This window comes from Vibrio sp. ED002 (genome assembly GCF_023277445.1).
Lineage (GTDB): Bacteria > Pseudomonadota > Gammaproteobacteria > Enterobacterales > Vibrionaceae > Vibrio > Vibrio jasicida.
The window spans coordinates 1369117-1383450 of the sequence record NZ_CP080239.1; the positions used below are offsets into that span (position 1 = coordinate 1369117).

General features: G+C 45.9%; 9 protein-coding genes. 7 read left to right on the forward strand and 2 right to left on the reverse strand.

Annotated features, from left to right (window positions below; genetic code table 11):
• Positions 1 to 22: 22 nt before the first annotated feature.
• The gene (locus ITG12_RS22765) at positions 23 to 838 is read left to right on the forward strand and encodes a helix-turn-helix transcriptional regulator (protein ID WP_038865011.1); all 816 of its coding nucleotides are present in this window, start codon (positions 23 to 25) and stop codon (positions 836 to 838) included.
• Positions 838 to 1491: a LuxR C-terminal-related transcriptional regulator gene (locus tag ITG12_RS22770; protein ID WP_038865010.1), complete on the forward strand. Its 654-nt coding sequence runs from the start codon at positions 838 to 840 to the stop codon at positions 1489 to 1491. The genes ITG12_RS22765 and ITG12_RS22770 overlap by 1 nt, the downstream gene beginning before the upstream one ends.
• 78 nt (positions 1492 to 1569) lie before the next feature.
• Here ITG12_RS22770 and ITG12_RS22775 read toward each other — a convergent pair whose 3' ends face one another.
• Positions 1570 to 3978 carry a glycoside hydrolase family 2 protein gene (locus ITG12_RS22775; RefSeq protein ID WP_248874123.1) on the reverse strand — a complete coding sequence of 803 codons (2409 nt, stop codon included), beginning with the start codon at positions 3976 to 3978 and terminating at the stop codon, positions 1570 to 1572.
• Positions 3979 to 4270: 292 nt separating this feature from the next.
• Here ITG12_RS22775 and ITG12_RS22780 point away from each other — a divergent pair, with 292 nt between their 5' ends.
• Positions 4271 to 5854, forward strand: coding sequence for a BCCT family transporter (locus ITG12_RS22780; protein ID WP_248874125.1), 1584 nt, complete (start codon positions 4271 to 4273; stop codon positions 5852 to 5854).
• Between the two features lie 102 nt (positions 5855 to 5956).
• On the opposite strand, the gene ITG12_RS22785 is transcribed toward ITG12_RS22780, so the two are convergent.
• Positions 5957 to 7558, reverse strand: coding sequence for a long-chain fatty acid--CoA ligase (locus ITG12_RS22785; protein ID WP_248874127.1), 1602 nt, complete (start codon positions 7556 to 7558; stop codon positions 5957 to 5959).
• Between the two features lie 343 nt (positions 7559 to 7901).
• Here ITG12_RS22785 and ITG12_RS22790 point away from each other — a divergent pair, with 343 nt between their 5' ends.
• The 4 genes from ITG12_RS22790 to ITG12_RS22805 all read left to right on the forward strand — a co-directional run bounded on the left by ITG12_RS22790 (position 7902) and on the right by ITG12_RS22805 (position 13811).
• Positions 7902 to 8561 carry an HAD family hydrolase gene (locus ITG12_RS22790; protein ID WP_038876630.1) on the forward strand — a complete coding sequence of 220 codons (660 nt, stop codon included), beginning with the start codon at positions 7902 to 7904 and terminating at the stop codon, positions 8559 to 8561.
• 180 nt (positions 8562 to 8741) lie between these two features.
• Positions 8742 to 9398: a TetR/AcrR family transcriptional regulator gene (locus tag ITG12_RS22795; RefSeq protein ID WP_038876627.1), complete on the forward strand. Its 657-nt coding sequence runs from the start codon at positions 8742 to 8744 to the stop codon at positions 9396 to 9398.
• Positions 9385 to 10713, forward strand: a complete 1329-nt coding sequence (locus ITG12_RS22800) for an acriflavin resistance protein (RefSeq protein WP_038876625.1) — start codon at positions 9385 to 9387, stop codon at positions 10711 to 10713. The genes ITG12_RS22795 and ITG12_RS22800 overlap by 14 nt, the downstream gene beginning before the upstream one ends.
• The gene (locus ITG12_RS22805; RefSeq protein ID WP_248874130.1) at positions 10710 to 13811 is read left to right on the forward strand and encodes an efflux RND transporter permease subunit; all 3102 of its coding nucleotides are present in this window, start codon (positions 10710 to 10712) and stop codon (positions 13809 to 13811) included. The genes ITG12_RS22800 and ITG12_RS22805 overlap by 4 nt, the downstream gene beginning before the upstream one ends.
• Positions 13812 to 14334: the final 523 nt, after the last annotated feature.

The window sequence follows — 14334 nt, forward strand, 5'->3', positions numbered from 1 at the left end:
AATGAGTTCAGGACGTAGATATATGGTTAGCAAGTTAGAATTTTCGCATGCTGTTGCTGCAATTCGAAAGGAAAGGGGTTTGACTCAAGGCCAGTTAGCCGATGAGTTAGCAAGGAGTTACAGCGCTTTCGAAAGCTTAAATCAACCAACATTAAGCCAGTGGGAAAGCGGTAAAGTTACACCGAGTCTATTAAAGCGACTGGCCTTTTCACACTTCATCGGAGAACAATATCAATACACCTCCAGCGAGTATAAAAGAGTCAAAGCTTCTCAAAGTAAAAGTATTTATTTGAGCTTTAAAGACATTGTGTACGAATACCAAGTTACCGATGTAAAAAGTTGCTCCCTCAACCAAATCAGTGTGTCTGAATTCGAGCAAATCAACGCTGTACATAAGCAACTGATAACGCCAGGAGGCGTGGAAGATACACTTAACCAATTCGACCAATCCCCAAGTAAAGCTCGGCTTTATTACTGTAAAGGTATGTTAGTCGGACACATGATTTATCAGGAGCTGAGATCTGAATTCAGGATTCTTAGCCTATGGCATTTAGGCCGCTCAATTTTGAAGTTTTTGGTCTCTGACATTATTCAAGTAATGGGCAACGCGATCATCCACTTTCCTGTTCATGAGCCCGTGATTAAACAACTTTTGTTCGACATTTTTATACGGGATTTCTACCACCATCGGCGAGTCACCTTTTTTAAAGCGCCTGCTGCCAGGATATTTGAAAACCCCATGGTGAAACATTGCTTTGACGGATTACTCGATCTGGTGCTCTACCGCTTTCACCAAGTAGGAAATGAATTTATGCAGTCTCGACAGGAGGCAAACTAATGATGTACGACAATCCAACCAACAACACTATTTTATTGTTCACCTTCAACAATATTCAAGGCAGAGGATTACAAACTGCAATCGAGCAGCGCTTAGGGCAACCCGTTTTATTAGCCAAAGGGGCGGATGTGGAACTACCCGTTCACTATGACGAACACTATGTCGCGATCGTTGACAGCTCTCTACCCGACCTCTGTGATGTTAAAGTCACATTGAGTGAACTTCACCACGTCGACGCTACGATATTAGTCAATGCCGAACCAAACTTAGGTGTAGAGAGTTTACTCAGCTGGTCTAACCTAAAAGGTTTATTTTATTTTGAAGACGATTTCGACAAAGTAATCAAAGGTCTTAAAGGAATCTTAAATGGGGAGAACTGGTTATCTCGAGATATTCTTAATCGATTGATTGGCTACTTGATGAACTTAAATCACACCGTTACTGAGTTAGACAGTAAGCTCGATATTGAGCTCACGCGGCGAGAAATGCAGGTATTGACCGCACTATGTCAAGGAGGCTCGAACCTGGATATCGCAGACTCTTTGTTTGTGAGCGAGCACACGGTGAAATCTCATCTATATAGCATTTTTCGAAAACTGGAAGTCAAAAATAGAATGCAGGCCATAACTTGGGCTAAGCGTCATTTGTTTTAGCGAACCCAAGAAACAATAAAGGGAGCCCGTAAGCTCCCTTTTGCTGAATGTATTGTGCTTCGACTCGCTTAAGCTTTCTTATTGCATTAAATGGTAAACACGAAGTGACTCTGCCATCGCCGCCACATCCTTACCAAAAAACGTCACGGTTACAGGTTGTTCAGCAAGTAACGTCAAACTGGATTCGGAGAATCGACCATCCGTGTCCGCTTCTAGATGCACAAAGAATGCTGGCTTATCTGCCACCAGAGTGATTTGGTTGGCTTCTATCGTCACTTTGATGTTCGCCTTCTGCATCGGCAGGGTTTTCAGTTCATGAGTGCTAAACCATGTGTTCGTGATTCGCTCTTCGCCTGCTTGTCCCTCTACGTAGAAGAAGCCTGACTTCAATTCAGACGAATCAAACTGCCCATCCAACTGCCAGACAACCATGTTGCTGTCACTGGAAACGGTGTGCTCTAGCGACCAAGTTTGCTTCACTTCACCTTGCCAGTTCACCCAATGTAATTGCGCACTCACATCAACGGGTTCTTTGGCATCGTTTAGCAAATGGAGGCTCAGCTTACCGGTGTGCTCTGAGAACACCAAATACTGGGGCGCAAAGAAGCGTTTCGCATGGTAATGCAATTGCTTCCAACGGCCACTGTACTCCAAACTAGACCAAGAACTCACTGGCCAGTTGTCATTAAGCTGCCAATACAACATACCACGACATATTGGAGAGATGGCGCGCCAATGGTCACAAGCAGTTTTGATTGCCATCGCTTGCTGAACTTGGCTTAAGTACAACATCTCCTCGAAGCCTGATGGGAAGCGGAAGTAACGAGTAAACATCTCTATGATGATACTGTTACCACGAGGGTTCTTTTGGTGCTGCTCAAACGTTGGTGAGGTGACGTTCCAGTCTTGCTCTGGCACAAACTTCTTTGCCTCTGCAAAAGACGGCCAAGATTGGAAGCCAAACTCGGAACAAAAACGCGGATTAATGTTTAGATAAGCATTAAACGATTTGCCTGAGTGCCAAACGTCCCAGAAGTGCATGTCGCCTTTACTGTCATCGTGCCACGCATCGCCAAAATCCAGCTCGCCGTTGCAAGGAGAGCTTGGCCAAAAACGGCGTGAATCATCTTGCTGACCAATCACCTGCTCTACCATTCGATTCAAACGATCATAATTCACCGTGTATTTGACTTTGTTGTGCTTGGATTCGTCATACCAGCCAATCGCACCAATCACTTCATTATCGCCACACCAAAGTGCAATCGAAGGGTGCTCTTTCAAACGTGGGATTTGGAATCGCAACTCTTGTTCCACATCTTTCAAGAAATCGTCATCGGATGGATACAGCGAGCAAGCGAACATCATGTCCTGCCAAACCAACAGGCCTAATTCATCACACAGGTTGTAGAAAGTTTCGCTCTCATATTGGCCTCCACCCCAGACACGAATCATGTTCATATTGGCATCGACCGCGCTTTGCAATAGTGCACGATAGCGGCTTTCACACTCACGCCCTGGCATGGCATCCACAGGAATCCAGTTTGCACCCTTCGCGTTGATTGGCACGCCGTTAACGACAAACTCCATCGCCGAGCCATGCTCATCAGCTTGGTTGTTTAGACTCAGCTCTCGCAAACCAATCATGCGTGACAGTGATTGCTCACCACAAGCGACCGTTATCGGATAAAGATGCGCTTTGCCATAACCCGCAGGCCACCAGCGTATTGGATTGGAAATATGGAACTGACAGTGATAGTGACCACTTCCTTCGGTTTGAATCGATTGGCACTCACCATCAAATTCAACAACAATTTCATGATGTTGGGTATCCGCTTCAACTTCGACTAAGACATCGATCTGCACACTGCCGTCAGCTTTCCATTGTTGCTCTGTCGCGAATCCTTTTAGCCACACATCCTCGACGACATCAATTAGAATCGGGTCATAAATACCAGAGACCATCAAGCAAATGCCCCAGTCCCAACCTGAATGACATTGGGTTTTACGAATCAAGTTCATGTGCGGGATCTGGTTGTTCCCCATCGCCGAAGGAATAGGGAATGGCAGTTTCTTTGCACGTTCTAGCCCTTCTAAATCCACACGGACAAACTCAACTCGAATCGCGTTAGTGCCTTGCTTTAAGTAAGGTTTGATATCAATACGTTGCTGGGCAAACATATTGCTGCTAGTTAGTGCTTGCTCACCATTGATATAAAAGGTCGCTAAGGTGTCTACACGGGTTAGCGTCATCCACACTTGTTTGGCAGAGAGCACAGAACCATCGACAGCAAACTCGCGTTCAATATGCCAATCGCATTCCTCAATCCAACGAACCTTGGATTCATTATCTGCCACATATGGGTTAGGAATAAGCTCTGCTTGCAAAAGTGCAGAGACATTATCGCCAGGCAAAGTCATCGGAATATTGATGTCTGGACGCTGTGGCGAGGTAAGTTGCCACTGTCCATTGAGTTCAAAATGAGCCATAGGGTAAGACCTTTAATTTTTATTAGAACAGGTTCGCTCAATGTAATCCTGCGGTGTCCTTACAAGAATAAAGGAAATGTCATTTACATACGAAATGCGGCGCACTTCACGCAAAAAATCTCTACCTAGAAATCAGTAATTTGCCGCTTACGTAGACAATTATTCCGAATCTACGGTTATATTGAGGTGCTCAACGTGCTAGTATCAGCGGCTTTTTGATCATCCTCACACTTTTCGACCTATTTGTGTGAGGGAAATGCACGGCTTCCGAGCCCTAAAAAGCGAAGTAATTATGTCAAATATGACGAATGCCGCCTCTCATGCTCCTATTCAGGAGGCAGACTATTCTGCGATTCATCCTCCTTCCCTTATCAAGCGCCTTGAACTCACTAACCCTGTATTTTGGTTAAGTGGTATCTTCCTTACTGTCTTTGTTCTGCTCGCTTTAACAAATACAGAATCTCTGACCGCGATGGTCAACGCAGGCTTTGGGTTTGCGACTCAATACTTCGGTGCCTTCTGGCAAGTATTACTCCTTCTGAATTTCCTTATTGGTTTGGCTATTGCACTAGGTCGTACGGGTTACGTACGTTTAGGCGGTTTAGCGAGACCTGATATCGACACCTTCAAGTGGCTGTCGATCGTACTTTGTACCCTACTCGCTGGTGGCGGTGTATTCTGGGCTGCTGCAGAGCCTATCGCCCACTTTGTTTCTGCACCACCTCTGTATGGCGAAGCGTCGCCAAAAGCATCTGCAATCAATGCACTTTCTCAGTCTTTCATGCACTGGGGTTTCCTTGCTTGGGCTATCCTAGGTTGTCTTTCTTCAGTCGTTTTGATGCACCTTCACTACGATAAGGGCTTACCACTCAAACCTCGTACCCTGCTTTACCCAGTATTTGGTGACAAAGCGATCAACGGTTGGATTGGCGACGTCGCAGACGCATGCAGCATTATCGCCGTAGCCGCAGGTACTATTGGTCCAATTGGCTTCTTAGGTTTGCAGATCAGTTACGCCCTGAACTCGCTATTTGGCTTACCTGATACCTTTGTTACTCAAAGCTTAGTGATCGTCGCTGCGATTTTGATGTACACCTTGTCTGCCCTAAGCGGTGTAAGTAAAGGCATCCAGCTTGTGAGCCGTTACAACATCGTATTGTCTGTGGCTCTAATTGGTTACATCCTGTTCTTCGGCCCAACCAGCTTTATTGTCGATGGTTACGTGCAAGGCATTGGCCGCATGGTAGATAACTTCTTTCCAATGGCGCTTTACCGTGGTGACACCGAATGGCTAAGTTGGTGGACAGTCTTCTTCTGGGGCTGGTTCATTGGTTACGGTCCGATGATGGCAATTTTCATCGCGCGAATCTCACGCGGCCGTACAATTCGCCAATTAATCCTTTCTATCAGCATTGCTGCACCATTGATCACGTGTTTCTGGTTCAGCATCGTTGGTGGCAGTGGCTTAGCGTTCGAGCTAGAAAACCCAGGTTTGATTTCATCGGCATTTGAGGGCTTTAACTTGCCTGCCGTTCTGCTTGCGATTACTTCTGAGCTACCATTTCCGATGGTGATTTCAGTATTGTTCTTGATCCTGACCACGACGTTCATCGTGACAACCGGTGACTCAATGACATACACCATCAGTGTGGTAATGACTGGCTCTACAGAACCAAACGCAGTGATCCGCTCATTCTGGGGCTTAATGATGGGTGTGGTGGCGATCGCGCTTATCTCGATGGGCTCTGGCGGTATCTCGGCATTGCAGTCTTTCATCGTGATTACAGCTGTTCCTGTGTCTTTCATACTGCTTCCAAGCATCTGGAAAGCGCCGAGCATCGCTAACCACATGGCGAAAGAACAAGGTTTGATTTAATACACAACCAAGACTTTCGCGTCACTAGATAAAAATCGGCCCTGATACAAGCTATGTATCGGGGCCGAATATTATGGGTTGGATGCAAACAGCTTCGCTACTTTACAGATGAAGTTTACGCAGCTCTTTCTTATCCACTTTACCGACGCTGGTTTTCGCAATATCGTCAACCAGCTTCACTTTCAGTAGTAACGCTTCTCTGGCTAGAATGCCTTTGCTGATGAAGTCTTTGGCAAAACTTAACAACTCTTTCTCCGTTACTTCTGCATCATCTTTTAGCGTCACTAATGCCAACGGCACCTCGCCCCATTTGTTATGAGGCATGCCAATCACGGCGACTTCCGACACGGCCTGATGCTGGTGTAGAATGTCTTCCAGCTCCAAAGAACTGACCCACTCACCAGAAATCTTAATCATGTCTTTTACGCGGTCGGTGATCTTGATAAAGCCTTCATGATCGATATGCGCGACATCGCCAGTGTGCAGGTAACCACCACGCCACAAGGCTTTAGAGTTCTTGTTGTCTTTGTAATAGCTCGGAGTCAACCAAGGAGCGCGAACCACAATCTCACCCGCACTTTCGCCGTCGTGGGGGAGCTTGTTCATTTCATCATCAACAATGTAAGCGTCTACCAGCGCGACTTTCTTACCCGTTTTAGAGCGGTACTCCGCTTGCTGATCGATATCGAGTTCGAGTTGCTCAGGAGTCAGTTGAACAATAGACAGAATTGGTCCTGTTTCGCTCATGCCGTAACCCGCAAACACATCAATATCGCGCTCAAGGGCTGATTTACACAATGCTTTCGGTAGCGCGGCACCACCAATCACGACTTTCCAACCAGAGAAATCCATCGACTTGGATTTTGGTGAGCTCAACAACAGATGCAGGATGGTTGGCACACAGTGCGAGAACGTCACCTTCTCCTGTTCAATCAAGTTAAGAAGAACATCTGGTACATATTTGCCCGGGTAGACTTGTTTCACGCCAAGCATGGTCGCCATGTACGGAAGCCCCCATGCGTGGACGTGGAACATTGGCGTAATCGGCATGTAGATATCACCTTGATGCAGTCGACCTTGTGACGCATTGGTGCCGATGGTGCTCAATATGCCCATGGTGTGCAGAACCAGTTGGCGGTGAGTAAAGAACACACCTTTAGGGAAGCCCGTCGTACCTGTCGTGTAGAAAGTGGTCGCAACGGTATTCTCATCGAAATCAGGAAAGTTGTATTCCGTACTTTCTTGCTCCAGAAGGCGCTCGTATTCACATTCATCGTTATCGCGCAAAACCACGTAACGCGTAACAGTATCAATACGACCTTTGATCTGATCCAGAATTGGCAGAAATTCTTCGTTGATCAAGATAATGTCATCTTCTGCATGGTCGATGGTGTAAAGGATCTGCTCTGGAGACAAGCGTACGTTGATCATGTGTAGCTTTGCACCAATCATCGGGATGGCAAAGTAGCATTCAAGATAACGGTGTGAGTCATAATCCATTACCGCTACCGTATCACCTTTCTTCACGCCCATTTTGGTTAGTGCGTTTGCAAACTGTCTCACACGGTCATGAAACGTTTTATAGCTGTGACGACGGTGGTTCGCGTAGACGATTTCTTGCTCGGGGTTGAAAGCAACTGGGGAAAACAGCAAGTTTTTAATTAACAACTGATAATTGGATGGATCATTTACATACTGGTTCATATCGGGGATTCTTTTTGTATTTTTCTTAACGTTCGCTTTGCGCGAGTGGCGCTATTATCACTCAAAGACAAGACTGTATTCAGTACACAATATTGAGATCAGGTTCGAAAGACGCCATATATCTAAAGTACGCGGTTTCTAAAGTACCTCTGTATTGTAGCCTTCTATCACCAAGTCAGAAATGCTTCATCCCACGACTTAGTCATTAAGTTTTGTCGTGGTCAGAAAAAGTGCAACGAAACCGTCACAGTTTGTCGTTAGCATACGTCCCACACTCGTAAACCTCGCTCTATACTGACCGACACGTTACATCGACCTCAATCCAAACTGTGAGAAGCCAACTATGTCCAAGCCTTTGTATGTTTTTGATCTGGATGAAACCTTAATCAACGCTGACTGCGCAATGATTTGGAATGAATTTATGGTCGAGAAAGGTATCGCCATTGCGCCTAACTTTATTGAGGAAGATAAGCGTCTAATGGGCTTGTACGCAGAAGGCAAAATGGACATGGAAGATTACCTAACGTTCTCCATGAAGCCGCTAGAAAACATGCCGATTCAACAGGTCAACGCCTTGGTGGAAGAGTGCGTTGAAAACCATATTCTGGCTAAACAATTCCCGCAAGCCAAAACACTGATTGAACAACTGTCTCGTGATGAGATTGATATGGTCATCATCTCTGCCAGTGTCACTTTTTTGGTTGAAGCGGTTGGTCGACGTATCGGTATCCCTAACGCGCTCGGGATTGATTTAGTCGAACAAGACAACGGCTACACCGCTGAAATAGAAGGTATCCCGAGTTATCGCGAAGGCAAAGTTACACGCTTAAAACAGTGGCTAGAGACTCAACCTGAGACCTATTCAGACATTCATTTCTATACAGATTCGATCAACGACTTCCCACTGTGTGAATACGCCGGTTACGCCTATCTGGTCAATCCATGCCCTCGCCTAAAAGAACAAGCCGATAGACCGAATTGGACTGTGTTGAGTTGGGGGTAAAACAGCTCAACATCACTTACCCTCTTCACCAAATATCCAAGAGCAGGTCTAACTGCTCTTTTTTTGTGTCTCTCCTTCACAAATTAATCACTTGATTAAATACTGATTAATTTTTCACATGTCGTATAAGAAATCAGCACCTTATAATTAATCATATGTTTAATATTCTGAGAGACGATTGTGACGCAAGTTCATCGAAAGGCGGGAAGACCCACAGATAAAGTCGACGCACGTGAAAAGCTAATTTTCCATGCACGCGAACTCTTCACCATCATGGCCTACGACAAAGTGTCTACCCGTTTGGTGGCACAAAAGGCAGGGGTGAATGTGGCGATGATTCGCTACTACTTTGGCAACAAAGAAGGGTTATTTGAGACCATGCTGCGTGAAACGCTGTCACCGATGCAAAAGCAAATGCAGGCCTTATTGTCTGACAGTAATGAAAAGAACTTCCTCGACTTAATGCGTACCTACTATCGTGAGATGATCAAAGTACCGCAATTCCCCCGCTTGATTGCTCAAGTCATGCATATGCCCCCCTCAGAGACTCAACGTAAGTTACTAGAAAAAGTCTTTGCTGACATCAGCAAGCCGATGCAAGGCATTATGTTCGATAAGCTCATCGATAGTGGCGTTCTGCGAAAAGACGCCGACCCACAACTGTGCCGCGTTTCTTATATTAGTCTCATGGTGTTCCCATTTATGGCACCACCGGCCTTACTTGCGATTCATGGCATTGAGCTTTCTGAAGCCTTCTTGAACCGATTATTCGAACACAACATACAACTGATGAAACATGGATTTCTAGACTCGGGCGACCAATATGAAAATCAATAAAAAGCTTCTGTTCTTTCCTGCTCTTGCTGTCGGCGTCATTATCCTCTTTCTTGCGATTAGCCTTAAACCAGACTTACCCGTTAAACCCGCAGGTGATAGAGCAAGGCTGGTCGAGACAATTCCACTAGAGCTTAAGGCGATAGCACCTGTCGCAATTGGCTTTGGTAAAATCGCTCCGAAAGTTGAATGGAAAGCGATAGCCGAAGTGACCGGTAAAGTTGTTTACCGTCATCCGCAACTGGAAAAAGGACAAGTGCTGCAAGCAGGAACGGAAATCTTGCGCATCGACCCACTCGATTACGAATTGAAACTGGTTCAAGCTCAAGCCGATCTCAAATCTGCCCAAACCTCTCTGGCTAAGCTGAACCAAGAAGAAGCGAACCTCAAAAGCACACTCAAGATAGAAGCCAACCGTCTGGTTATCGCCAACAAAGAGTTAGACCGTAAACAAAACCTGCGTAAGAAAGGCCTAACGTCTCAATCAGATGTAGATCAGCAAGAGCAAAGCGCGCTCTCTCAACGTAAGTTAGTTTTGGACATAGAAAACCAAATCGGTTTGATGCCGGATGAAAAGCGTGTCGCAGAAGCCCTAGTTAAGGTCAATGCATCAAAGGTGGATGAAGCAAAACGTTCGCTTGATAAAACCATTATCACCCTTCCTTACAACTTGCGCATTGCAGAAGTCGAGATTGAGCAAAACCAAGTGGTTAATCTACAACAGACCATGGTGACAGGGCATGGTATTGATGTCATGGAAGTGGAAGCTCAACTGTCCATTCATGACATGCAAACTTTGGCGACGAGCATCGGTGAGTTTGTTCGTGATGAATCTGGTATTCCACAACCTGATATGAATGCGATTCATGCCAACATTGAACTCAGCAGCGGTAACCTCTCTGCAAGCTGGCCTGCGAAAGTTGCACGAATCAGCGAAACGGTTGATCCAAGCCAAGCGACGGCCGGTGTGATTCTGGAAATTGAACAAGACTACCGTGCATTAAACCCAACCTCTGCTCCGCCACTGGTGAACGGCATGTTTGTGCGTGCCTTGATTGAGGGACAAGAGAACCCGAGTTGGGTTATTCCAGAGCGTGCGCTTCATGGCGATAAGATTTACCTAATGGGTGATGACAATCGTCTGCAAGTGGTGACAGTTGAAGTGTTATATCGCCGAAATAACCAAGTGGTGATCGATGGTGAACTAGAGCAAGGCCAGAAGCTGATCATCAACGATTTGCTGCCTGCGATTAACGGTATGCTATTGAAAGAGTCCCCTGAACAGTCCGAAGCGGCTATTAAGGAGTCTGATTCATGATCCGATTCTTCGCCAAGCACCCAACAGCAGCCAACTTGTTGATGCTAACGCTGTTGATATTGGGGATTTCTTCGCTTTCCACGATTAAGCGGGAAACCTTTCCTGAGTTTGATCCGCCCTACATCCTCGCCGGTGTGGTTTACCCTGGCGCTTCCCCGCAAGAAGTCGAAGAGAGTATCTGTGTCCGCATGGAAGATGCTGTTGATGGCCTTGCTAACATTGAAGAAACGCAATGTGAAGCGATTGAAGGCTCTGCGCGTCTTATCTTAAAACTGAATGAAGAAGCCGACATCGGCCGCATGTTGGTCGACGTTCAAACTCAAATCAACTCGATTAATGACTTCCCACAAGAAATTGAGTCTCCCGTAGTCCAAGAGTTGGATTGGAATGAGCCAGTTGTGGATGTTGCGATCACCGCAGACACCACATGGCCAGAGCTAAAAGCTTATGCAGAACAACTTAAGCGCACATTGAAGCTCGATTACGATGTGTCTTTGGTTGAAGTTGCAGGCTTCTCTGACCACCAATACCGAGTAGAGTTAGATACTCAAGCTATTCGACAACTTGGCTTGAGTGTTGGTGATATTGCTGAGCAGATTGGTCGTCAAAACGTCAAGTTGCCAAGTGGTAATGTCGAAACGCCAGATAAGAACTTTCTGATCCGCTTTGACGAAAGACGCGTGACGCCAGAAGAGCTTGAGACTATCGTCGTGGGCTCTGGCCCAAATGGATCAATCATCCGTCTAAGAGATATTGCGACGATTACCGACCGATTTGAATTGGACGAACAGAAAGTCCTCTTCGATGGTCACCCGTCAGCGCTACTAAAAGTCAGTAAAAACAAAGAAGACGATGCGCTACGTATCAAGGAACGTGTTGCTCAATTTGTCGAAGAACAACAAGCCATCGCGCCAGACGGTGTGATGCTACAAATGACCAATGACCTTTCATCCGTACTTTGGGATCGCCTGACCATGATGGTCAAAAACGGTTGGCAGGGTATCATTCTGGTCTTTGCCACCATGTGGTTGTTCTTTAGTTTTCGCTATTCCTTTTGGGTCGCAGCTGGTTTACCCGTTGCCTTCTTAGGTGGGTTATTTTTGATGGCGCAACTTAGTCTGTCCATCAACATAATGTCTTTGGTTGGGTTACTCATGGCCATCGGTATCATGATGGATGATGCCATCGTTATTGCCGAATCGATTGCCGCTCACCTCGACCGAGGAGAAGAGATCGATGATGCCGTAATTAAAGGGGTGAAAAAGGTACTGCCGGGGGTGATTTCTTCCTTCCTAACCACGGTGTGTATTTTCGGTAGCTTGTTATTCCTGCAAGGTGAAATGGGTGCGGTACTTAAAGCGGTTCCTCAAGTTCTGATCCTCGTACTGAGTTTAAGTTTGGTGGAAGCCTTCTTGATCCTACCTAACCACCTTTCTCATTCACTGCATAAACAAAAGCAAGAGCGAAAAACACCGAAGTTCAAACAAAAGCTGCTCGCTTCTTTTGAAAACTTCCGCAACACCACCTTGGTCAACGCAGTCGATAAAGTGGTCGAGTATCGCTATGCCTTTATGGGTGGCGTGGTCGCCTTGCTGCTTATCTCCGCAGCCACGTTAGTCGGTGGTTTGCTCAAGTTCCAACCCTTCCCTGAGTTGGATGGCGACATTGCAGAAGCGCGCATTATTCTTCCTCCGGGTTCTTCTCTGTCTCAAACTGAAGCTGTCGTCGATAAGATCGTTGCTTCCGCTCAAAAGCTAGATAAAGAATGGACAGAGGAAGTGGAAGACGGCAATCCATTGGTTCTGCACATCACCAGTCAATTCAACGCCAATGCCGATGCGAATGAATCTGGCCCTCATATTGCCACGGTGCGTCTGGATTTGCTGGGCGCAGAGAGTCGTAACACACTCATCGATGAATTTATCGATGCATGGCGCGAAGACATTGGTGAACTTGCCGATCCTATCTCACTGGTATTTAAACAACCGACCATGGGGCCGGGTGGACGAGCGATTGAAATTCGAGCGAAGCATGATGATCTGGATGCGCTCAAAGCAGCCTCTATCGATATTCAGCAATACCTGAATGAGTTTGACGGTGTCCATGGCGTATTGGACGACATGCGTATGGGTAAAGAAGAAGTCTTGGTCAAACTGCGTCCGGGCGCAGAAGCTTACGGGATTAACGGCCAACTCATCGCCAATCAATTGCGTGCAGCATTCTTTGGCCAAACTGCAGACGAAATCCAAGTTGGAGTAGAAAACATTTCCATCGAAGTTCGTCTCGATAAAGCACAAGCCGGTGACTTACAGCAATTGGCAAACTTCCCAATTATCTTGTCCGATGGCAGTCAAATTCCGCTCGCGACCATTGCTACTTTGGATTTCCAACGTAATTACGTAAGAATCCAGCGCATCGATGGCTTGCGCACTGTGAGCGTATTCGGCGATATCGACAATACGAAAGCCAACTCAACCGCCATTATTCGTCAGTTCCAACAGGATGAAGCGCCAAAGCTTATGCAAAAGTATCCTGGTCTTCGCTTTGATTTTGAAGGCGAAGCCAAAGATACCGCTGAAACTGGCGCATCAATGGGTAAAGGCTTCTTGCTTGGTTTGTTTGGCGTGTTTGCGATTTTGAGTTACCAGTTCCGCAGTTATTTGGAACCATTCGTGGTCATGCTTGCGATTCCACTCGCCTTTATTGGCGTGGTATGGGGACACATCCTACTCGGTCACTCATTAAGTATGCCGAGTATGATGGGCTTTGTCTCACTAGCGGGGATTGTGGTGAATGACTCGATTCTGTTAGTTCAGTACATACGCCATCATGTCGATGAAGGAGATAATGTGCACGACTCGGTAGTCAAAGCCAGTCGGGAACGCTTTAGAGCAGTATTCCTGACATCAATGACCACTGCAGCAGGTTTGCTTCCGTTACTGACTGAAACCAGCCTGCAAGCACAGGTTATCCAACCACTGGTTATCTCCATCGTGTTTGGTATTTTCGCATCCACTCTGCTGGTGTTATTTATGATCCCTGCCGCATATGCCATTTTAGCTGACTTCGGCCTAGTCCATAAACACGAAGAGATCTAAAACGACTGATAAGTAAATTTATCAAAATGAACAAGAGCGGCTTAGGTCGCTCTTTTTGTTTTCAGTGAAAAGCGTTAAAAACAACACAAACACGCAACAAATACAGGGTTATTATGTGGCATTAAGTGCAAATATGAACAATTGAGAATGCAGTATGTCGAGTTTTATATAACCAACCCCAATGATCACTATAGGATTTATGATAAGTTTTATTATCAAAAACGACATTTAGCACAGTATAAATACACACAGACAACACATTCACAATTTGAACTAACGATAATGAAATCATTGATTGAAGAATTAACATTTTAACAATGATTACAACAATGTTAACTTTAGCCTCGTTGGTCGCACTGGTGGTAAGCCTCTCACCAAGCCTATTGTCAGTATGATATGGACGTTCGACCATCTCCAAAATGAATAGACACCCAATTTGGTGCCCTTTTTTCGCCCGTGAAGGTATTCTTCGCGGGCTTTTTTCTATCTGCCGTATTTCTCCTACTCAATTCCCAGTTTTAGC